The organism is Flavobacterium ginsengiterrae, from assembly GCF_039539785.1.
GTDB classification, from domain to species: Bacteria; Bacteroidota; Bacteroidia; order Flavobacteriales; family Flavobacteriaceae; genus Flavobacterium; species Flavobacterium ginsengiterrae.
Map to the genome: position 1 here is coordinate 468,389 of NZ_BAABDU010000006.1, position 22,425 is coordinate 490,813.

At 33.3% G+C, this 22,425-nt stretch carries 17 protein-coding genes; 4 read left to right on the forward strand and 13 right to left on the reverse strand.

Annotation, left to right across the window (positions count from 1 at the left end):
• Nucleotides 1-25: 25 nt before the first annotated feature.
• From ABD859_RS18280 to truA, 6 genes are all read right to left on the reverse strand, one after another.
• Nucleotides 26-1,348 (reverse strand): RagB/SusD family nutrient uptake outer membrane protein, encoded by a 1,323-nt coding sequence (locus tag ABD859_RS18280; protein WP_345146043.1) that lies wholly within the window; start codon nucleotides 1,346-1,348, stop codon nucleotides 26-28.
• 10 nt (nucleotides 1,349-1,358) lie between these two features.
• A complete protein-coding gene (locus ABD859_RS18285) occupies nucleotides 1,359-4,688 on the reverse strand; it encodes a SusC/RagA family TonB-linked outer membrane protein (RefSeq protein ID WP_345146044.1) in 3,330 nt (1,109 codons plus the stop codon).
• 18 nt (nucleotides 4,689-4,706) lie between these two features.
• The gene (locus ABD859_RS18290; RefSeq protein ID WP_345146045.1) at nucleotides 4,707-7,298 is read right to left on the reverse strand and encodes a zinc-dependent metalloprotease; all 2,592 of its coding nucleotides are present in this window, start codon (nucleotides 7,296-7,298) and stop codon (nucleotides 4,707-4,709) included.
• A gap of 85 nt (nucleotides 7,299-7,383) precedes the next feature.
• Complete coding sequence (locus ABD859_RS18295) at nucleotides 7,384-8,958, reverse strand: histidine kinase (protein WP_345146046.1); 1,575 nt, start codon at nucleotides 8,956-8,958, stop codon at nucleotides 7,384-7,386.
• Between the two features lie 20 nt (nucleotides 8,959-8,978).
• Nucleotides 8,979-10,733: an ABC transporter ATP-binding protein gene (locus ABD859_RS18300; RefSeq protein WP_345146047.1), complete on the reverse strand. Its 1,755-nt coding sequence runs from the start codon at nucleotides 10,731-10,733 to the stop codon at nucleotides 8,979-8,981.
• A gap of 148 nt (nucleotides 10,734-10,881) precedes the next feature.
• Entirely contained in the window at nucleotides 10,882-11,622 is a 741-nt protein-coding gene (gene truA / locus ABD859_RS18305) for a tRNA pseudouridine(38-40) synthase TruA (protein WP_345146048.1), read from the reverse strand.
• A gap of 372 nt (nucleotides 11,623-11,994) precedes the next feature.
• On the opposite strand from truA, the gene ABD859_RS18310 reads away from it, so the two are divergent.
• Nucleotides 11,995-12,489 carry a metallophosphoesterase family protein gene (locus ABD859_RS18310; RefSeq protein ID WP_345146049.1) on the forward strand — a complete coding sequence of 165 codons (495 nt, stop codon included), beginning with the start codon at nucleotides 11,995-11,997 and terminating at the stop codon, nucleotides 12,487-12,489.
• A 1-nt stretch (nucleotide 12,490) separates the two neighbouring features.
• On the opposite strand, the gene ABD859_RS18315 is transcribed toward ABD859_RS18310, so the two are convergent.
• The 3 genes from ABD859_RS18315 to ABD859_RS18325 form a co-directional block, all read right to left on the reverse strand.
• Nucleotides 12,491-13,408 (reverse strand): sensor histidine kinase, encoded by a 918-nt coding sequence (locus ABD859_RS18315; RefSeq protein WP_345146051.1) that lies wholly within the window; start codon nucleotides 13,406-13,408, stop codon nucleotides 12,491-12,493.
• A 26-nt stretch (nucleotides 13,409-13,434) separates the two neighbouring features.
• Nucleotides 13,435-14,094, reverse strand: a complete 660-nt coding sequence (locus tag ABD859_RS18320; RefSeq protein WP_345146053.1) for a response regulator — start codon at nucleotides 14,092-14,094, stop codon at nucleotides 13,435-13,437.
• Nucleotides 14,095-14,246: 152 nt separating this feature from the next.
• Nucleotides 14,247-14,663, reverse strand: coding sequence for a DUF4293 domain-containing protein (locus ABD859_RS18325; protein WP_345146055.1), 417 nt, complete (start codon nucleotides 14,661-14,663; stop codon nucleotides 14,247-14,249).
• 183 nt (nucleotides 14,664-14,846) lie between these two features.
• Between ABD859_RS18325 and rho the strand changes: the two genes are divergently transcribed.
• Nucleotides 14,847-16,667 (forward strand): transcription termination factor Rho, encoded by a 1,821-nt coding sequence (rho, locus tag ABD859_RS18330; RefSeq protein WP_345146056.1) that lies wholly within the window; start codon nucleotides 14,847-14,849, stop codon nucleotides 16,665-16,667.
• A gap of 157 nt (nucleotides 16,668-16,824) precedes the next feature.
• On the opposite strand, the gene ABD859_RS18335 is transcribed toward rho, so the two are convergent.
• The 4 genes from ABD859_RS18335 to ABD859_RS18350 form a co-directional block, all read right to left on the reverse strand.
• Entirely contained in the window at nucleotides 16,825-17,844 is a 1,020-nt protein-coding gene (locus ABD859_RS18335; RefSeq protein WP_345146057.1) for a M28 family peptidase, read from the reverse strand.
• Between the two features lie 8 nt (nucleotides 17,845-17,852).
• The gene (locus ABD859_RS18340; protein ID WP_345146058.1) at nucleotides 17,853-18,830 is read right to left on the reverse strand and encodes a DUF3667 domain-containing protein; all 978 of its coding nucleotides are present in this window, start codon (nucleotides 18,828-18,830) and stop codon (nucleotides 17,853-17,855) included.
• A gap of 42 nt (nucleotides 18,831-18,872) precedes the next feature.
• Complete coding sequence (locus tag ABD859_RS18345) at nucleotides 18,873-19,646, reverse strand: dienelactone hydrolase family protein (protein WP_345146061.1); 774 nt, start codon at nucleotides 19,644-19,646, stop codon at nucleotides 18,873-18,875.
• 107 nt (nucleotides 19,647-19,753) lie between these two features.
• Nucleotides 19,754-20,206, reverse strand: a complete 453-nt coding sequence (locus tag ABD859_RS18350) for an Lrp/AsnC family transcriptional regulator (RefSeq protein ID WP_012026623.1) — start codon at nucleotides 20,204-20,206, stop codon at nucleotides 19,754-19,756.
• Between the two features lie 194 nt (nucleotides 20,207-20,400).
• Here ABD859_RS18350 and rocD point away from each other — a divergent pair, with 194 nt between their 5' ends.
• The gene (rocD, locus tag ABD859_RS18355; RefSeq protein WP_345146064.1) at nucleotides 20,401-21,654 is read left to right on the forward strand and encodes an ornithine--oxo-acid transaminase; all 1,254 of its coding nucleotides are present in this window, start codon (nucleotides 20,401-20,403) and stop codon (nucleotides 21,652-21,654) included.
• Between the two features lie 189 nt (nucleotides 21,655-21,843).
• Complete coding sequence (locus ABD859_RS18360; protein ID WP_345146066.1) at nucleotides 21,844-22,296, forward strand: DUF1810 domain-containing protein; 453 nt, start codon at nucleotides 21,844-21,846, stop codon at nucleotides 22,294-22,296.
• Nucleotides 22,297-22,425 lie beyond the last annotated feature (129 nt).

Consider the following 22,425-nt stretch of genomic DNA (forward strand, 5'->3'; position numbering starts at 1 on the left):
TTTTTCAAAAAAAACAATAGGTAACTTATAGATTGGGATTGTTTAATCTCGCGTTTGCCGGAAAAGGAATGGTGTATCGCGGATCGTTTTGTCTTAAAGTATATTCTTGACCTCCGAACGTGTGAATGATTTGTTTTTGAGTTGTTCTTCTTAAATCATACCAACGCTGTCCTTCAACAGCAAATTCACGTTGTCTTTCTGCTAAAATGAAGGTTGTTAAATCTGCTGCATTCATTGCTGCGATTTCGCTTTCAAGCTGTGTAAATCCAGATGCTGTATATCTGTTTTTAATGAAAGTTAAAACAGTAGATTTAGCATCGGCAAGATTGTCTAGTTTTAATGAAGTTTCAGCTTTTATTAAATACAATTCAGATGTTCTGAAAGAACATTTTTGCTTATCATTAACACCTTTTTCGATTATGAAATTACTTCCATCTGCTGAAAAGTAAATTGGAAAACGTAAATCTGTTGTTTGGTTGTAAGCAGCAATTAAATCATCTGATGCAAATGATAATATCTGAATATTATTAGCATAGTTTATTTCAAGAGCTAAAATAGATTCTTTTAAATCGTATTGGGTTGCTAAAACCGGAGTTGCTTTTAAGTCAATTAAAGCATTGTTTATAGCCAGAGCCTTATTAACTGCGTCCTGAGATTTCTGCCATTGCTGCATGTATAAGTAAATACGGCCTTCTAAGCTATATAAAGCTGATTTTGAGAAACGATAGTTTAATCCTTTTGTCTGTTTGTCTAAAGTAAGTAAACTTTCTGCTTCTTTAGTATCAGAAATAATTTGATTGTAAATTGTTTCTACACTTGCAGCAGGAAAATTTTGCTCTAAATCTACTTTTAATGCTAATGGAACTCCTTTGTCAGAACCTGCTGTTGCAGCATTGTAAGGTTTTCCAAATAAGTTAATCAAATCAAAATAAGCCATTGCTCTTAAAGCGTAAGCTTCTCCAATTAATTGATCTTTTTCAGGAGAATCAGTCAGTTTTCCTTTAGCATCATTAATGATAACATTTGTATAAAAAATTACAGTGTATAAGTTTGCATATGGAAAACTTACCGCTCGGTAATCTGTTCCTGCATCTTTCCAAGTGTAGATATCCTGATATAACGGAATATCGTTCTCTCTATCTGACTGTAATATTAACTCATCAGTACGAACTGCTGTTAATGATTTGTGATCAGGATAAGTTACATATCCTGATGTAAGCAGACCGCGATAATCTTGTAATGTTTCAGGAATAACTTTTCCCATAGGCTGGACGTCTAAATAGTCATCGCAGCTTGTTACAGCAATTGCTGCAACAAAAAGTAGTATATATTTTGAGATTTTTTTCATTTTTAATTTGTTAGAAAGTTACATTACATCCTAAAGTGAATGATTTAGGAACTGGTTGCGCATAAATGTTTCCAAAAGTTTCAGGGTCAAAGTAACCTTTATAATCAGAACTTATTACAAATAAGTTTCTAGCTTCAACATTTAATCTGATACTTGCTATATTGATATGATCAGTAAATGTTTTTGGTAATGTATAACCTAAACGCATACTGCTTAATCTCATATAGCTCATTTCGCTTGCCCAAGTATCTAAGTAATTCATCGTAGGAATAGAATTGATTGTTGAGAAATATTGGTATGCCATCCAAGAATCTCCACTACCACTTGTTTCACTTGTAATTCCAGGTAAATTAGATTTATTTGTAGACGATGCAGCATTTAAAATATCTCTGCTGTAATTTTGTCCTCTGTCTACTTGTGTTCCATTGTATGGAGGAGTTCTTGTAACTGTTTGTTTTAAGTTAAAAGAAGCTGCAATTGTAAGGTCGAAATTACTTACTTTAAATGTATTGGTAATACCTCCTGTAAACTTAGGATCTCTGTCTCCTAAATAAACAAATAAATCTCTAAACTCAGCAGGTGTTAATTGTGTGTCTGATATAAGTCCAGGGAAATCTGGCAAAGTATCTACTAATTTAAAGAAAGTCTGAGCGTTTACTGTTTCACCTTGTTTGTTTACAAATAAAGGATAACCGTTTTCGTCGATACCATTTGTTTTAAATCCAAATACAGCGTTTACTGCATAACCTTCCTGATTTGGTAATAAGCTGTTATCTCTAACTTGTAAACGATCTACATTACTCTTGTTGTGAGAGAAGTTGATGCTTGTGTTCCATTTAAAGTTAGGATTGTCTATATTTTTTGTAGATAAAGTAATCTCGTAACCTTTGTTGCTTACTTGTGCCCAGTTCATGTTTGTAAACTCAAAACCATTTTCTAACGGAAGTGATCTTAGACCAATTAAGTCAGTACTTTTTCTTCCGTAAAAATCAGTTACAATGCTGATTCGGTTGTTGAATAATCCAATATCAGCTCCAATATTTGTATTGGTAGTTTTTTCCCAACGTAATTTTTCATTTGGCGGACGTAAAACTACAACAGTAGGTTCGATTTGGCCAGGAAGAATTACACCTGTATTGTTTTCACCTACTACATAAGGAGATGTACCTTTGTCAATATTACCTTGTAAACCGTAAGAAGCACGAAGTCTTAAATTAGAAAGTGTTAAATTATCTTTTAAGAAATTTTCTTCAGAAACCGCCCATGAAGCAGAAGTTGAATAAAGTGGTAAGTATTTATATTTTGGATCTACACCAAATAAATCAGAACCATCATATCTAACACTTCCAAAAATACTATACTTTCTGTCGTACGTATACGATGCTGTAGCAAAGAAAGATGCAAATGCATTTTCGTTTTGAGTTTTAGCATACGGTGTCCAGATTTTTTCTACTGCTGAAGATGCATTTGGGAACAAAATTGGCTGTGTAGTTAAATTCTTTTCATTATATCCAAAACCTTTAGTTGCAATAGAAGTTGCGTAATTACGTCTTAATTCATTACCAACCATAGCTTCAATTTCATGTTTTTCTCCTAAAGTTTTAGTGTAATTCACCATTGTTTTTAGGTTATACTGAAAGAAGTCTGCATTTGTATTTTGGATGATACCACCAACAGGAAGAAAATATTTTTGACCGCTTTGGTATTTTGATCTTTCTCTTTGTACTCTTGTATAATAGCTGTTCTCACCAGCATATTTTTCGCTAGATGTATTGTCTAATTGTAAACCTAATTGAGAAGTTACTTTTAAATCTTTAGTAACTTTATATTCAGCATCTAATAATGCTTTTATAGATCTTGTTTTTAAATCGTAAGAAGTATTTTCTCTTTCTTCTAAAAAGTTAAATGGAATATAATTACCACCAACAAGTCCAACTACCTCTTTGTCATATTTATAACTTCCATCTTCATTGTAAGGAGTTAAATATGGATTTACGTTTCTAGAGTAGTTTGCAGGATTTGTATATGCGTTTGTATCTGTTAGATAAGATGTAGTCTTGTTTTCTGACCCAAAAATACCAACTCCAACTTTGAATTTATCTGTAATTTCGTAGTTGTTCTTTAATGTCAAGTTGTAACGTTTGAAACCAGTTCCTACAGTTGTCCCTTTTTCGTCATAGTAACCTAAAGAGAAATAGTAATCTGATTTTTCACCACCACCAGATAAACTTAAACCGTGCTGTGTATTAATTGCAGTTTGGTATAATAAGTTGCCCCAGTTTGTATTGTTACTTCTTAATGTATTGATAGATTGTTGTGTAGCAGCACTTAAAGCAGAAAATCCTCCGGCTCTGTATGCATTTAATTCATTTGCTCCATTTAAGATACGTGTAACTTCACCAGATGAATCTCTGAAAGTTAAATCTTCACGTGCAGCAAGACCAAGTTCGAAATCAACTTTTTCATTTGAATTCATTAAGTTTAATTTAGAAAACTCAGGTCTTTGAGTAATAAAGGTATTAGTATTAAAACTTACAACCATTTTACCAGCGCGTCCTTTTTTAGTAGTTACTACGATTACACCATTTGCAGCACGTGCACCGTAAATAGCTGTTGCAGCAGCATCTTTTAAAATAGTAATATCTTTAATATCGTCTGGGTTTAAGCCAGCGATAGAGTAGTTGTTTAGTACATCGATATTATCTTTATCGAATGTTTTAGGAATATCATTTCCTTCTAATGGTAAACCATCAAGTACCCATAAAGGATCTTGTGAACCGTTTAAAGAAGCCGTACCCCTGATTCTAATTTTAGCAGGTGCTCCAGGTGCTCCAGATGGAGTACTTACAGCAACTCCGGCAATTTGTCCAACTAATAATTGGTCAATGCTCGAAACCCCTGTCTGCTGGATTGCAGCCATGTCTATTTTAGAAACTGCAGCAGTAAGTTTTCTTTTCTCGATTTTTTGGTAACCAGTTACGACAACCTCCTGAAGTTTTGCAGTTTCAGATTTTAAGTTAACTGTATAATTTTTTTGACCGTCTAATTCAAGAGTATACGATTTGTATCCCATGAAAACAACTCTCAATGAAGTAACATTTTTTGCGATTTTCAAAGAGAATTTACCATCAAAATCTGTAGTAGTTCCAATAGCTTCACTTTGAATAATACCTGCCATAGCAGTTTTGTTTGAAATGGAATTATTCTCAACGAAGATAGACGCACCAGGAATTGGCGACAAATCTGCTTCATCTTGAATGATCCCCGTAATAGTTCGGGTTTCCTGCGAGTATCCTGCGATGGCCAGGAACAGCAGTAAGGCATGTAGAATTTTTTTCATGTTTTGGGTTTGTAATTATTAAAAGGTTGTATTATTCAGGGCTTTTTCGATTCGTTGTATTAAATCGAGGTAATGGTTTTGGGTCGATTGATCACCTGTGCTTTTCTTTATTTTTAATAATTGAAGCACTTTATATAATTCTCCCTTTTTATCAGAAGTCACTTCTGCAACTCTTTTTAAGAAAGTGTTATTAATATTTCTTGCCATATGTGCATCATCTAAAGAACATAAATGAGGCATTTGCAATGTTTCTTGTATTTGGATTGTTTTTTTAGCATCTGTTTTTTCAAATAACTTGTTGGTAGAAATAATCAAAACATCCACATAATTTTTTTGTGTCATACGCTCCAGAATAGTAAGCGATTTGTTCTGAATTGTTCCTGCAAACACATTTTGGTGTATTTTTTTAAACAAATCATTTACGGTAAAAACCTTCTCATTGGTTTTATTTCGCTGGTATAATTCGTTTTCAGTCATTCTAAGCAAACGGTCATCACTAAACAGATTATACAAAATATCGTACTGTAAGTCTCTCGAAAGTGTATAAGGAGTATATTCGTAAGGTCCAATAGGAGAATCTTTCAGCGGATTTGTTTTGTCTAAAATGTCATTAAAAAACAACCATTGCGGTAATGTAATTACGTTTTTAGTCAAATAATCAGCAGCTCTTTTTTGCATAGATGCCGGAACCGGAACATAACTTTGTTTGTTGTCGCCATGAACAGTTCTATTTAAATAAATACCGCCAATATTATTCATTACATGCTGATTGTACATTTGCCATTGACCAATAGCTCCTATATAAAGTTTACCGGTTTCGTTATATGACTGATCTTTATCATAAGTCCAGTTTAAGATATTGTCTACAACACGTTTTAAGTTTTTTAAACCATATTCGCTCGCTTTAACTGCGTCGTTTCCTAAATCTTCAGACTGAGAACGCGGATCAATTACATTTCCCTGTTGTTCGCCATAAAAGTAAATGGGGTCATTTTGATGTTTTGTAATTAAGGCGTTTAGTTTTGCTGTTTCGTTTTCGTTAGGCGAATACCATCTATAACCCCATTCAATAGCATATTTATCGTATTCTCCAATTTTTGGAGTAATTACTGTAACGTTATCTTCTGGCTGTGCTACATAATTGTAACGAGCGTAATCCATGATAGAAGGCGCAGTTCCGCCCATTTTTGCTGTAAATTCTTTAGATCTTAAAGACTCAACATCATAAGCAAAAGAAGAACCCATGTTGTGTTTTAAACCAAAAGTGTGTCCAACTTCATGAGACGAAACAAAACGGATAGCTTCTCCCATATGTTCCTCGCTGAATACATTTCCTCTTGCTTTTGGATCAATGGCTCCAGTCTGAATTCTCATCCAGCTTTGTAATGAAGTCATTACATTGTGCCACCAAATAATATCAGCCTCGATAATTTCACCGCTTCTAGGGTCAACAACCGATGGTCCCATAGCGTTTGATTTTGGAGATGCCGCATACGTAATAACCGAATAACGTACATCATCAATATCAAAATCTAGCTCTTTTTCAGTAGGTTCTTTTGCAATAATGGCATTTTTAAATCCTGCCTTTTCAAAAGCTGCCTGCCAATCGTGTACCCCATCAATGATATACTTTCTCCATTGTTTTGGAGTCGACGGATCGATGTAATAAACGATTGGTTTTTTCGGCTCTACTAATTCACCTTTCAAATAACGTTCTTCATCTTCCTTTTTTGGTTCTAAACGCCAGCGTGTAATCAATTCTTTTTCAAGCATTGCCTGCTGGGCATCGGTAAAATACCAATGCTTTTCGCTAAAGAAACCAATTCGGTTATCAGAAAAACGTGGTTTCATTGGAGTTTTATCCAATAAAATAATATTACTTGTCACACCAAGCGTTACCGATAATGAGGAACCGCCTTCGCTGATAGAAGTTGTCAGCTGTGATTTTACTACAATGTTTTTAGGGAAAGATTTTAATCCTTCTATATATGATAAGTCAGATTTTAAAGAACCATTAAGACCAACGTTGCTCAAAACATCATTGAAACTTTTCTGTTTTCCGTCAAAAATCTTATTTACTTTAATTACAACAGCTGTCGAATCATTATTTTTAGTTTCAATATCAAAAACTTCAATAATAGATTCGGCAAAATTATTTTTTACAGATTCAGTAATCGCATCTTCTTTTGGAGAAGAAACTTTAGGGACATACGATTTAACCCAAACTTTCTTTGCAATTGTATCTTTATAAAAGGAAATAACTTTATTCTCATAATTCATTCCTTTATTTAATCCAGCGTCATTAATTTCATAAGGAACCTGAGATAATTTGTTTACAACCAGAAATTCTCTTTGAAACAAACTGTCGTGAATTTCGAAATACACATCAGTTTTAACCTGAATAATATTAAACAGTCCTTTTTTAATAGTACCTTTTTTTACAAGGTCATTATATTTTTTACCTTTTTTGGCGTCAGTAGAATCTTTTACAATTTCAGTCTCTGTTCCTTTTTTCTTTTTCTTTTGGGCAAGAACTGTAACAGGAATGAATAATAATAAAATTAGTAAGCAGAATAATTTTACATTATGCAGGAATGCCTTTTCCTTCATTTTGATGTTAAGTTTAAGTTAATTTTCGCCGAAACTATTCGATTATAGCTCAGAAAAAAAACAAAACGGAGTGAATGGCTTTTTTTTAGGAGTGAATGGATATTAAAGGCAGAATACATACGAAATTACCGTCTTTTTCATAAGTTTTTAAAACGGTTCTTGAATAGAAATTATAAATGCTCAGAAGGTATTTTAAACCAAAATTAGTGCTGGGTTCACTATGAGCCTTTTTTTGAAGATTATTAGTAATGATTACCTGATCTTTTTGAACCAGTATTTGCGTCGTTAACGGATTTTCCTGTGTAGCCATATTATGCTTAATAGCATTTTCGACCACTACCTGAAATGCCAGATACGGAATATATTTTTCGAGAGCTTCATCATCTTCTATTTTAATAGAAAAAATGAGCTCTTCTTTAAAACGGGTCTGCTGTAAAAAGATGTATTTTTCGATAAACAATAATTCATCTTTTAACGGTACAATATTTTTTGCCGGCGGATCGATTAAATAACGATAAATACGCGAAAGATTTAAAGTAAACTTTTGCGCTGTTTTTACGTCGCTTCCTACTAACATATAAAGTGAGTTGAGCGAATTGAATAAAAAGTGCGGATTAATCTGATCCTTTAAATGCTGAAGCTGAATAAGTGCTTTTTCTTTTATGATTTTTTCGTTCTCAACAAGAAGTCTGTTTTTTTCCTTAATTGCAATTCCTTTTTCTTTATAAGCACGTCTGTTTGCATACGAGAACAAATAAAAAATCAGCAAAAGCATAACCGTGGTTATAGAATATATCCATGTCGAATATCTTTTTATCAGCGATACATTTTCGTCGCTGACATTTTTTGGAAAATTGACACATATAAACCAATGCGAATTTTTAAGATCTAATTTTTTTGTAAACCTGATTACATCCAGTTTTAAAAATTCAGATATAGCAACCCTTCTTACATAATCCTGCTTTTTAGTAAAAATAGTATCTATTGATCGCGTAGAAGAAATCGTATAAACATTTTTTCCTATAAAGTCAGATTCAGGATGATAAATACATGTTCCTGATTGATCAAAAATGAAAGCATAATTTGTTGCCAGCTTAGACTTGTCTACACTAGAGAAATAATCGTGAAGTTTTTTTAAATTGATGTCATAACCATAACGAACAATTGTGTTTTTTGAATTGAGTTTAAAATAAATTCTCCAAACCCATTCTTTTCCCTGCAAAAAAACAGTGCTGCTATGATCAGTGTTTTTGTTTTTAAGAATAAAATCTTCGGCATCTTTTTTTACAGCATCAGAAATAGAATCTGTTCCAAACTGGATTTTATTATCGTTAATCTGAAACCAGTTATCAGCGATTAATAAATTAGTATTTTGTACCGAAGACAAAACATGTAAATTAGAAGCCAGATTTTCTGGACTGCTTATTTTTAAAACGTGTTTGATCCTGTTTTCATGTTCCAGAAATTTCGAAAATTCCTGCGACATGAATTCTTGTTTTTTAATAAAGTTGCGCTGCGACGTTTCTTCATTTGCCTTTTCGGTAAGATCAGTAATTAAATTACTTAATATGTAAACAGAAGAAACGGTAATGAAAATAGAAACGATTACGTAAATTACGAAAGCGCGTCTGGATGTTATTTTTTTTAATTTAAATTTCAAAAAAGTATTTATAGTTTAATCTAATTCGCGGCAGAAAACTGCGAATCATATAAGTTTTTATAATAACCATCAGTTTTAGAAAGCAGTTCCTGATGTGTTCCTTGTTCAACAATTAATCCTTTATCCATAACCACAATTTTATCTGCATTTACAATTGTTGCCAGTCTGTGCGCAATAATAATAGAAGTTCTTCCTTTTGTAATCGTTTCCGTGGCACGCTGAATTAATTCTTCAGAATACGTATCGATAGACGAAGTTGCTTCATCCAAAATTAAAATACTTGGATTACTGACATACGAACGTAAAAAAGCAATAAGCTGTCTTTGTCCGGACGAAAGCATAACACCGCGTTCCTTTACGTCAAAATCATAATTATCAGGAAGACTCATAATAAAATCGTGAACACCAATTTTCTTTGCCGCATCTAAAACTTTTTCTCGTGTAATTTCAGGATTATGAAGCGTAATATTATTGTAAATCGTATCGGCAAACAAAAACACATCCTGTAAAACCACAGCAATTTGTTTTCGAAGCGAAGCCAAAGTATAATTTTCGATATTTTCGCCGTCAATATAAATCTCGCCGCTGTTTATTTCATAAAAGCGATTCAGTAAATTAATAATAGTAGATTTTCCGGCTCCCGTAGAACCTACAATCGCAACCGTCTGTCCGGAACTTACAGAAAGGTCGATTCCTTTTATAACTTCTTCTTCCGGAATATAACTAAAACGGACTTGTTTAAATTCGATACTTCCATTAAAAACAGGAGCTTCAAGAGTTCCCGTATCCTGAATATGATCTTGAGTATCGATAATATCAAAAACACGATTTGCTGCAATCATTCCCAACTGCATCTCGTTAAATTTATCAGCAATCTGACGAAGCGGGTTAAAAAGCATTCCTATAAACATCGTGTACGAAAACAAATCTCCAAAAGTGGTAAAGTTATCGCCGTTTAAAATTTTAAAACCGCCAAAAACAACAACCAATCCTAAAGTAATCGACGAAATAATATCGGCAATAGGAAAGAAGATCGAGTTGTATAAAATCGTTTTAATCCACGCCACTCGGTGTTTGTCATTGATGACTCTGAAATTTTCAGCCTCGATTTTTTCACGGTTAAAAAGCTGAACGATTTTCATTCCCGTAACACGTTCCTGTACAAACGAGTTCATGTTTGCAATCTGCGTTCTCACTTCCTCAAAAGCCACCTGCATTTTACGCTGAAAAATTCGGGTAATGTAAACCAGAATCGGCATAGCAACCACTACAATCCAGGTTAGTTTCCAGTTCATATAAAACATAAAAATCAAAACCACCAGCATTTTCATCAAATCACTTATAATCATAAATAATCCCTGACTGAAAATACGTGCGATCGATTCAATATCAGAAACAGATCTGGTAACCAATTGTCCAACCGGAACCAAATCAAAATATTTCATTCTAAAACTTAAAATATGTTTGAAAAGTTTATTCCGAATATCTTTTACAATATCCTGTCCCAGCCAGTTGGCCCAATACACAAAGTAAAACTGAGAAAAAACCTCCATCAGCAAAACGGCTCCCATTAGAATAATGTACAGTAACAATCCCGTTTTGTCGTGCGTCTTGATATAGCCGTCAACTGTTTGTTTTAGTAAATAAGGTCTAAGTGCGGCAAAAACCGATAGTGAAATCGCAAAAATAATAACGCCGTAATAGCGCCATTTATAAGGTTTGGTATATTTTAAAATCCGTTTAAATAATCCGGTATCAAATGCTTTTGCTTTCATTTATATTTAGGAGCTGTTTCCTACTTTCCGTTACAAGTTTTTTTCAAAAATATGTTTTTGTATTGTTTTGCTAAGAGCTTCCGCTGGTCGCTTTATCAAAACACAAAAACTATATTTTTTTCAAAAAAGCTTTTCACTTCAATCAGGGCTATTTCATGATGTAATCGTAATAAATTTTGGTTAAATACAAACCATGTGCCGGGACAGAAAACCCAGCTTTTTCTCTGTTTTTACTGGCAATGATATTTTCAAAATCATCCAGTGTAATTTTATGTAAACCTATATTAATTAAAGTTCCCACAATCGCCCGAACCATATTTCGTAAAAATCGATTGGCCGAAATGGTGAAAACCAGTTTGCTGTTTTCTTGTTTCCAATATGCCTCAAAAATCGTGCAATCGAAAGTATTTACATCCGTATTTGTTTTTGAAAAACATTGAAAATCAATATGCTTTAATAAAATCTTCGCGGCTTCATTCATTAAATCCACATCGAGTTTCTGACTTACATACCAGCTTAACTCTTCTAAAAACGGATTCTTGACTGTATTTATATGATATTCATAAGTTCGTTTTGTTGCATCAAAACGACAATGAGCATCATCGTGAACCTCAATAATATCAAAAATGGCAATATCTTTTGGTAAATACGAATTCAGCTTATGAACCAAAACCGGAATATCGATCGTTTTTTCAAGATCAAAATGAGCATACATTTCTTCGGCATGAACTCCAGTATCTGTTCTTCCGGCACCCATAACATTTATGTTAGAATTCAGTAAAACAGACAATGCCTTGTTTAGGGTTTCTTGTACAGAAGAAGCATTTGGCTGTATCTGCCAGCCGTGATAATGCGTTCCATTATAAGCAAATCGAATAAAATATCTCACTTTCGAGGTTAAAGGTTCAGAGGCGCAAAGGTACAAAGGTTTTTTTTAAAAGTGGCTTTCATAGTTGCTAAGGTTCTAAGATACTAAGGTTCTAAGTTTTTTTTATCATATCGATTTGTAGAGACGCACCGCAGTGCGTCTAACTGCCAGATTGAACACAATCAATAAAAAGTATTGGAATGTAGAGACGCACCGCAGTGTGTCTCCCATTAAATTGAAAAACAAATTGGCAAAAAATGTATGAAAGCAAAATCTAACGACGCATTGTGGAGTCTTTCAATATAAAATCTTTTCAATAAAAATCTTTGTCTTTTGTGACTTCAGATTAGAAAAACTTAGAAACTTAGTATCTTAGCGGCTTAGAACTTTTGAATGAAAAAAATCCTTCTTCTTTCCGATACTCACAGTCATATCGACGATACTATTTTAAAATATGTAAACCAGGCCGATGAAGTCTGGCATGCCGGAGACATAGGAGATTTGCATGTAACAGATACCATTAAAAAACTAAAACCGCTTCGTTGTGTTTACGGAAACATTGACGATGCAAAAGCCCGATTAGAATTTCCGCTTCATAATCGGTTTATGTGCGAAAATGTTTCGGTATGGATTACGCATATCGGAGGTTATCCGGGCAAATACAATCCGGCAATTAGAGAAGAAATGGCATTAAATCCCCCTAAATTATTCATTTGCGGGCATTCGCATATTTTAAAAGTAATGTTTGATAAAAAGAATAATTTACTGCACATGAATCCAGGTGCTGCAGGTAAAAGCGGTTTTCACCAAATGCGAACCATGCTTCGGTTTGTGATTGATGATGATAAAATAAAAGATTTAGAAATCATTGAAATTGGTAAAAAGTAGTTTACGAAACAGGCACTTTAATTTTAACTGAAGTTCCTGTGTTTTCATTAGCTCTCGAAATAATAGAGAAAATTCCTTTTAGTTTTTTAATTCTCACTCTAATTCGGTTTAAACCGAAACCTTCAATTTCGTTTAGTTTTTCAGCATCAAAACCTTTTCCGTTATCGTGAATTATTATAATCAGCTGATTACGATTTTCGTGCAGAGAAATCTGTGCCGTTTGTGCTTCGCTGTGTTTAATTATATTATTCAGTAATTCTGAAACAATAAAATAAAGCTTCATTTCAAATTTTTCAGAATATCTCGTATCTGTAGGCACAGAACTTGAAAACTTAAACTGAATACTCGAATTAGAGTTTCGTTCGCATAAATCTTCTAAAGCATAAATTAATCCAAAACGAACCAAAAGGGTAGGGACAAGGTCGTGTGATATATCACGTAAAAGATCATGCGCTTCTGTTAAAATATTTTTTGCTTTTTGAATTTCTTCAGACTGAATATTATGCTTGGTTGTAAATACATTTAAATGCAGTCCGGCCGAAGACAAAAGAGAATTTACATTGTCATGTAAAAATGATGCAATCTTTTTTTGTTCGGTTTCGTGGCTGTCAATACCTGTGTTTATTATATTTAAGAGGATTTTTTGCTTAGTGTCTTTTCGTTTAATTTTTTGCTTTAACCTGTTGTTTTGATAAACAAAATAGAAAAGAAAAAAAAGTAATACAATAAGAACTGCAGATAAGCTGACCACTTTTTTATTGCGTAATTGTTCCAGTTTAATTTGAGATACTGTACTTGTTCTTTTTTGATTTTCAGAAACAGTTTTTAATTCCTGAGCAGAAACCGGATGCTGGCTCAAAGCCATATTTGGAACAGAAAAAAAGAAAAAAACTAATATGAAAATTCGAATAAAAAACATGAGTTTGTCTGGTTTTGAATAATGGCTTATTCGTTAATTAAATGATTTTTTAAAGCATATTTTACAAGCCCTATTGTGTTTTTTATGTTGAGTTTTTTCATGATATTTTTTCTGTGCGTTTCGACAGTATTTACACTTATAAAAAGTTTTTCGCTTATTTCTTTTCCGCTGTATTCCAGGCAGATTAATGTTACGATTTCAATTTCCCGCGGACTTAAAATGGGATTTTCGATGTAAACATTTTTGTTTAGTTTCGGGTTGTTTTGAGAAAACATGCTGAATATTTTTTCTCTTACAGCATCAGAGAAATATTCCTGTCCCTGATTAACCGCTTCAATAGCTTCAATTATATTTTCGCCCGCGCATTTTTTAGTTAAATAACCTTTGGCGCCTAATTTCATTACTTCTTTTATGATTTTTAAATCATCATAACTCGATAAAATAATGACTTTGCATGGAAGCCCTTTTTGATGAAATTCTTTCAAAACTTCAATGCCGTCTTTTTGAGGCATGCTGATATCTAAAATTAAAATATCGGCCTGATTTTGAATGACATCGTTATATATAGTAAGGCCGTTCAATGAACTTCCTACAATTTCAAAGTTTGAAACTGTTTGGAGTAAATTGGTCAGTCCATCAATCAGAACCTGATGATCATCGGCAAGATGTATTTTAATTTTAGTCATAAATGCTTTTTCGAACAAAATGCAAATTTATGAATAATTTATCTTACAAAAACGGTATTTGAAAATGATTTGATTTGAGGAAAAATAAGCCATAAAAAAAACCCGAATAAAAATTCGGGTTTCTCTTCGCACAAAAAATTAAGTTTATAGGTTTATCTCAAACGGTCTACAGATTTTACAAGATCTTCATCCTTTTTGATGGCCTTATTAGCTAAAACTAATAACACGATAGCAACAATAGGAAGAAACATCCCAATACCTTTCTCAGAAACCACATCAGTAGTTTCTCCAGATAAATTTAGAGAACGATATACAAACAATCCTAATAAAATTAAATTTAATATTATGTTCAGTCTGCCCATAACAAACTGATTTTGTCTTTTTTTGTATGAAATAATGCTGATAATTGTCAACATTGTACTTAAGCCTAAAATTACCGTGTAAAGCTGGCTTTGCATAAAATAAAATGGTTTGCCTGTATTTAATGTCCAAAGCGGCATAAAAAACATTAAAACCCCAGTAATTACAAAGGTAAGAATTAAATATACGGTTTGAATTCGTTGTAACATAACTTGAAATTGTTTTACAAAAATATATTTTCTTTTTTTAAAATACTATTGTATGATTAAATTTTATTCGTATTATTGCATCAAAATACCGTAAGCACTTCATACTGCGGTTAATCGAAAAAAAATATCTACCTATTCTTTTTACAGTATTTCCTTTAAAATAATTAAATTCATAGAACATTCATGTTTGATATTTCTGCATTAAAAGAAATGAAGCTTTCTGAGCTTCAAGAAATAGCTAAGTTAGCTAAAACAATAAAAATTAATGGCGTTAAAAAAGATACTCTGATTACTCAGATATTAGCGCATCAGGAGGCGTCATCAGCACCGCCTGCGGAAACTATTGCAGAAAAGGAAGTACACACTGAAAAACCAAAAAGAGCCCGAATTGCTCCTGCTAAAAAAACAGCAAGTAAAACTGCTCCTGTTCTGGAATTTGATAATGCAGAGGAAGCGCCAAAGGAAATTGAAACTCCTGCAGCCGTAGAAGAAAAACAGACTGTTCCTGCTGAGGAAGCATCTGAAAACGTTACACAAGAGAAAAAAGGCACAAAAGTTGTCAAATTCAATAAGTCGGCTTATGAAAAAAAGGTCGCAATGCAAAAGGAAAAAGAAGCAGCAAAAGAAGTAGTTTCGACAGAAGAAACTACAGAAAATACCACTACAGCGCCTGTTGCTGAAAAAACAGAAAATACTGCTCCGGTTAAAAAGATTAATCCTAATCAGAATAAAAACCAAAATCCCAACCAAAATCAAAATCCGAATCAAAACCAAAACCCAAATCAAAACGGGAACGGAAATGGTAACAATGGGAATCAAAACCAAAACCAAAACCAAAATCACAAAAACAAAAAGAACAACAACAATTTCAGAGATTCTGATTTTGAATTCGACGGAATTATCGAAAGTGAAGGTGTTCTTGAAATGATGCCGGACGGTTACGGATTTTTACGTTCTTCTGATTATAATTATTTAGCTTCTCCGGATGATATTTATTTATCGACTTCACAAATCAGATTATTTGGTTTAAAAACCGGAGATACTGTAAAAGGAGTGGTTCGCCCTCCAAAAGAAGGTGAGAAGTTTTTCCCGCTTGTTCGTGTATTAAAAATCAACGGACACGATCCGCAGGTTGTTCGAGACAGAGTTTCTTTTGAACACCTTACACCGGTTTTTCCTTCTGAAAAATTTAAATTAGCCGAAAAGGGAAGTTCTATATCAACTCGTATTATCGATTTGTTTTCTCCAATTGGTAAAGGACAGCGTGGTATGATCGTTGCGCAGCCAAAAACGGGTAAAACAATGCTTTTAAAAGATATTGCGAACGCAATTGCAGCAAATCACCCGGAAGTTTATTTAATTGTTCTTTTAATTGATGAGCGTCCTGAAGAGGTTACAGATATGCAGAGAAGTGTTCGTGGTGAAGTTATCGCGTCTACTTTTGACAGAGAACCGCAGGAACACGTGAAAATTGCTAATATCGTTCTTGAAAAATCAAAACGTTTAGTAGAATGCGGACACGATGTAGTAATTCTTTTAGACTCAATTACACGTTTAGCAAGAGCTTATAATACCGTTCAGCCAGCGTCTGGAAAAGTATTAAGCGGGGGTGTTGATGCAAATGCATTACAAAAACCAAAACGTTTCTTTGGAGCGGCTAGAAATGTAGAAAACGGAGGTTCGTTAAGTATTATCGCAACAGCTTTAACTGAAACTGGTTCTAAAATGGACGAGGTAATCTTTGAAGAGTTCAAAGGAACAGGTAACATGGAGCTTCAGTTAGATCGTAAAATTGCAAACAAACGTATTTTCCCTGCCATCGATCTTACATCGTCAAGTACTCGTCGCGACGACTTATTACTAGACGAGAAAACATTACAAAGAATGTGGATCATGCGCAAATACTTATCTGACATGAATCCTGTAGAATCAATGGATTTTGTAAACGACCGTTTCAAGAAAACCAAAAACAACGAAGAGTTTTTGATTTCGATGAATGACTAGGAAAGTGGCTAAGGTTCTAAGATGCTAAGCTTCTAAGATTTATCAGGTATATAAATAAAAAAAAGGATGAGTCAAAAACTCATCCTTTTTTTATAAAAGTGTTCCTAAAAGAAAACTCAGCATCTTAGAAGCTTAGCATCTTAGAACCTTAAAAAACTTATTTCTTATCAACTACCGGTCTGTTCTCTCTGTTTGCTAAGTCCCATGCAAGTACAAAAGCAAGTTTTGTTCTTTTGGTTAAAGCGTCGTATTCGATTTTTTGAGGTTCGTCGCCTTTTCCGTGGTAATCTTCGTGAACTCCGTTAAAGAAGAAAATTGATGGAATACCATGTTTTGCGAAGTTGTAGTGATCAGAACGCTCATAAAAATGATTTGGATCTTTAGGATCATTAAACTTAAAATCTAAGTCCATTTTAATGTATTTCTCGTTTTGAGCAACAACCGCATTATGTAAATCAGATGATAATCTGTCTGCACCAATTACGTAAACATAATTGTTAGTATTTGCATGTTCTACATCACGGCGTCCAATCATATCAATGTTGATGTCGGCAATAGTGTTTGTAATTGGGAAAAGAGGATTTTCAGAGTAAAAACGAGATCCGTGTAATCCATGTTCTTCACCAGTAACGTGTAAAAACAAGATAGAACGTTTTGGTCCGTGTCCTTGTTTTTTGGCTTTTGCGAAAGCTTTAGCCATTTCAATAACAGCTACAGTTCCAGAACCATCATCGTCAGCTCCGTTGTAAACTTCACCGTCTTTAATTCCTACGTGATCGTAATGTGCCGAAATAACCAAAACTTCCTCTGGTTTTTCAGAACCTTCAATGTAAGCCCAGATGTTTTCAGAATCCGGTAAATTTTGGTTACGTCTTGCATTTAAGTAAGATGCCGGAATGTGCTGGTAAAAATCAGAAGCACCTTTTGGGAAAGATACACCGCTTTTTTTGTATTGGTCAATCATATAAAGACCCGCTTTTTTCTGCCCTGCAGATCCTGTTTCACGACCTTCCATCTCATCTGAAGCAATAACATAAAGCATTTCTTTAAGATCTTTTTCAGAAATAAGCTTCACATATTTAGATGGATCTGAATTGTCTTTAGACGCTGTCGACTGTGTATTCTTGCACGAAAAAGCAGTTGAGGCAATTAAAAATAAAATGAGTAATTTTTTCATTCTAATAGTTAGTGTAAATTAATAAATGTGTAAAGAACGTAAAGGGTTAGTAAAAATAGAATAAAAAGTGAGTTTATTACAAACAGAAATACGCTTTTAACAAATGACACTATTCTAGATTCACCATAAAAACGATGGTGTGCAGGATAAAAATAATAAAACATCCAAATGGTTCCCGCAATTGATGTAAGCCCGGATATAAACTGCAACGGACTGTCTTTTCCAAATAAACTTATAATTCTGTCTACTATAAACATAATCAGGAAAATGAGAAGCAGAAAGGAAAAATAATGGAGTGTAAAAATTCCGTGATCAAAATAATACCACTTTTTTTTGTTGTGAAATATCCAAAGAAAAAAAGCAAAAAAAGGCATAATGATAAATAAGATTTTCGGCAGATTATGAAAAAACGATTCTGCGAATTTCTCAATAATTTCTCTTTTGGTGTATTTTTTTGTTACGTGAACCACTTTTTCATAAGTCCAATAACTGAGTGCATTCATCTTTTGACTCTCTTTTCCGTATTTTTGGATAGAGTCAACTTCTCTCATTTCCTTAAAATGGAAATATTTATTATCTTCTTTCTCTGTCAGCTTTTTAGTCGTTTTATCAATTTGTTCGCTTAGAGTTTTTTCGCTTTTTTCACTTTTATCAATGTCTGTATTTATTTTGCTAGGAAACATTGCAATTAGTAAAAAAGTAATAAAACTGATAAAAATATAAAGACGAACAGGTGCAAGATAAGACAAGCGTTTCCCTGAAAGATATTCCTTAGTAAGCGTTGCAGGCTTAAAAAGAAGATTTTTTATAGTTTTCCAGAATGCATTTTCATAATGCGTTAAATCTTCAAAGAAATGAACAAATAAATGATGAAAAGTTTTTCTGGAATCGCTGTTTTCCTGTCCGCAGTTAGGGCAGAACTTTTGTTCTACAACATGCCTGCAGTTTAGACAGGTTTTGTCTTCTCTAATTTTATTGTGTGACATTGGTTGTTTTTGCGGTTTGGTTTTGATGTAGTTATTTTGGTTTTATTTTTTAAGCACTTCGTTTAAAAAAAGCTGTAAATGCTCAAAAGATCTTTTGGCAGCAACGGCATTATATGCAGCGCCTTTAGAATTGTCGTTTCCAGCTTCAGGATTGGTAAATGAGTGAACAGAATTTGCATAATAAATCATTTGCCAGTCAGCTTTTGAGTCGCGCATTTCCTGTTGAAAAGAAGCGATTTCTTCTTTAGGAACAAACGGATCATCGGCTCCGTGGCAAATTAAAACTTTGGCACTGATTGGTTCTGTTTTTCTTGCTGCATCTTTGCCTAAACCGCCATGGAAAGAAGCAACTCCTTTTACGTTTAAGTGTCCACGTGCAGCTTCTAAAATTCCGGTTCCTCCAAAACAATATCCAATAGCAACAATATTATCAGCATTGGCTCCGGATTTTACTAATTCCTGTAAAGCTGCATTAATTCGTTTTTGATAAGCTTCGTAGTTTGTTTTGTAAAAACCGGCTTGTTTTCCTGCTTCGCCGGTGTTTTTAGGATAATTTCCTTCACCATAGATATCAGCGATAAAAACATGGTAACCTAATTTAGATAAATCTTCAGCAATGCTTTTTGATGCATTATCGATTCCAAGCCAGGCTGGTAAAAGCAAAATCCCAGGATTAGCCGTGCTTTTTTTAGCAGATTTTATAAATAAGCCATTTAAAGTCTGGCTTCCTTCTGAATATTTTACGGGTTTTAGTTGTGCATTCATAGTATTTGATAACAATATTGCAGCGAAAATGAGTAAGATCGAATTTTTCATAATTTTACAATTTTTAACAAATATCTGAAATAAAATGTTACAAAAAAACCTCACAAGTTATTTCTTATGAGGTTTATATTCTTAAAATTGAATAAAATACTGATTCTTTACAAAGAGACATTTCTTTTAAAAGCACATCCCAATTCTACCATCGAATCTGTCTTTGCAATTCCGGGAATATTATCAATTTTATCGTATAATATTTTACGCATATGTTCGTGGTTTCGCGCCGTAATTTTTAGATAAAGCGTAAACGAACCGGTTACAAAATAACATTCTGTAATTTCGGGAATTTCTTTTAAAGCTTCGATAATTCTTTCAGAATCAGAATCTTTATTAAGTGTAATTCCGGTAAACGAAGCCCAGTCGTAACCAATTTGTTTTTCGTTTAAAATAGGTTTTATACCTGTAATTATGCCTTGTTCAAACAAGCGGTTTATACGCTGATGAACCATAGTATTTGAAATTTTTAAATTAGAAGCAATTGTCGAATACGCAATTCGGCCGTCTTTTTCTAATTCTTTGATGATTTTTACGTCAAATTCATCTAACATATCCATGCCGTTGTATTTAATTTTGGTAAAGATAAAAAAACTCTGGTTTGAATTTTAAGTTGAAATTTTAAAAATGACTTTAAAACAGAGGCAAATAAGTGATATTTTATTTTTAATCTTATTTTGAAGTTAAAAATAATTGTTTTTTACTTAAAAATAAATAATTTTTATATTTTTGTTTCACCAAAAAGAAAATTATTATGGCAAATACTCAAGAAATACTTTCATCAAAATCTGAAGTTTTGATTGAAAAAGAGAATAAATACGGAGCACATAACTATCACCCGCTTCCTGTTGTTTTAGAAAGAGGAGAAGGTGTGTATGTTTGGGATGTAGACGGAAAAAAATACTACGATTTTTTATCTGCTTATTCTGCAGTAAATCAAGGGCATTGTCATCCTAAAATTGTAAAAGCAATGGTCGATCAGTCACAGAAATTAACGTTGACTTCCCGTGCTTTTTACAATGATAAATTAGGAAACTACGAAGAATACGTAACAAAATATTTTGGTTTTGATAAAGTTCTGCCAATGAATACGGGTGCAGAAGCTGTAGAAACGGCACTTAAAGTATGCAGAAAATGGGCTTATGAAGTAAAAGGCATTCCCGAAAATCAGGCTCAGGTAATTGTGTGCGAAAATAATTTCCACGGAAGAACTACTACTATTATTTCATTTTCAAATGATGAAACGGCACGCAAAAACTTTGGTCCGTTTACAGATGGATTTATAAAAATAGAATACGATAATCTTGAAGCTCTTGAAAAAGCTTTAGAATCATCAAAAAATATCGCAGGATTTTTAGTTGAACCTATTCAGGGTGAAGCTGGAGTTTATGTTCCGTCTGAAGGTTATCTGGCAAAAGCAAAAGCATTATGCGAAAAACATAATGTTTTATTTATTGCAGATGAAGTTCAAACCGGAATTGCGCGTACAGGAAAATTGTTAGCAGTTCATCATGAAAGCGTACAACCGGACATTTTAATTTTAGGGAAAGCAATTTCGGGTGGCGTTTATCCGGTTTCGGCAGTTTTATGCAACAACGAAATCATGAACGTGATTAAGCCGGGACAACACGGATCTACTTTTGGAGGAAATCCTGTTGCTGCTGCCGTAGCAATTGCTGCTCTTGAAGTGGTAAAAGAAGAAAAACTAGCCGAAAATGCAGAACGTCTTGGAATTATTTTAAGAGAAGGATTAAATAAGATTGCCGAAAAGAATGATTTAATTACACTTGTTCGCGGTAAAGGACTTTTAAACGCTATTGTAATTAACAGTAACGAAGAATCAGATTTGGCATGGGAAATCTGTCTGAAATTTAGAGATAACGGATTGTTGGCTAAACCAACTCACGGAAACAAAATTAGATTTGCACCGCCGTTAGTTATGACAGAAGACCAAATTCATGAATGTCTTGGAATTATAGAGAAATCTTTAAACGAGTTTAAAAACTAAAGTCAATTTCAGTTTATTATAAAAAGGTTAAAGCTGCAAGGATTATATCTTGCAGCTTTTTTTTTCGGAATTGAAATTATATAATGAAGCTTACTAATTATATAAATTTTAAATCGAGATACTGAGTAGTTTTGACTGTCTTTAAAAAAAGACCTTTATAGAATTTGTTTAACCTTAATTTTTTTTCAGATGGCTTACTCAAATAACGATTTAACACGTTTTTTAGATGCACAAAACAAACTTTATCTTACAGCTTATTCAGAGTTAAAAAAAGGAAAGAAAGAAACACACTGGATGTGGTTCATTTTTCCGCAGATAAAAGGTTTAGGAAAAAGTACAATCTCAAAGTACTATGCTGTTGCCGATCTTAAAGAAGCGGAAAATTTTCTCAATCATCCTGTTTTAGCAAAACATCTTATTGAAATTTCGAAGGTTTTACTGGAGTTTAAAAGAAAATCTATTGAATCGATTCTTGGGGAATTAAATGCAAGAAAACTGTGTTCTTCAATGACTCTTTTTTCGCAGGTAGAAAATGCTGATCCTGTATTTCAGGAAATATTAGATGTGTTTTTTGCCGGTTATTCATGTCCGCTTACTTTAACAAGTTTAGCAGCACCAATAGAAATTGCTATGGCATCTTAATTTTACTATCTTTTGTTATATATTTAAAAAAGCGATTGTTTCGTAACAATCGCTTTTCGCATTATAATTACTTAAAATATCAAAAAAAGTAATTATCTCGTTGAGAACAAATTCTCTTTACAAGTTTTT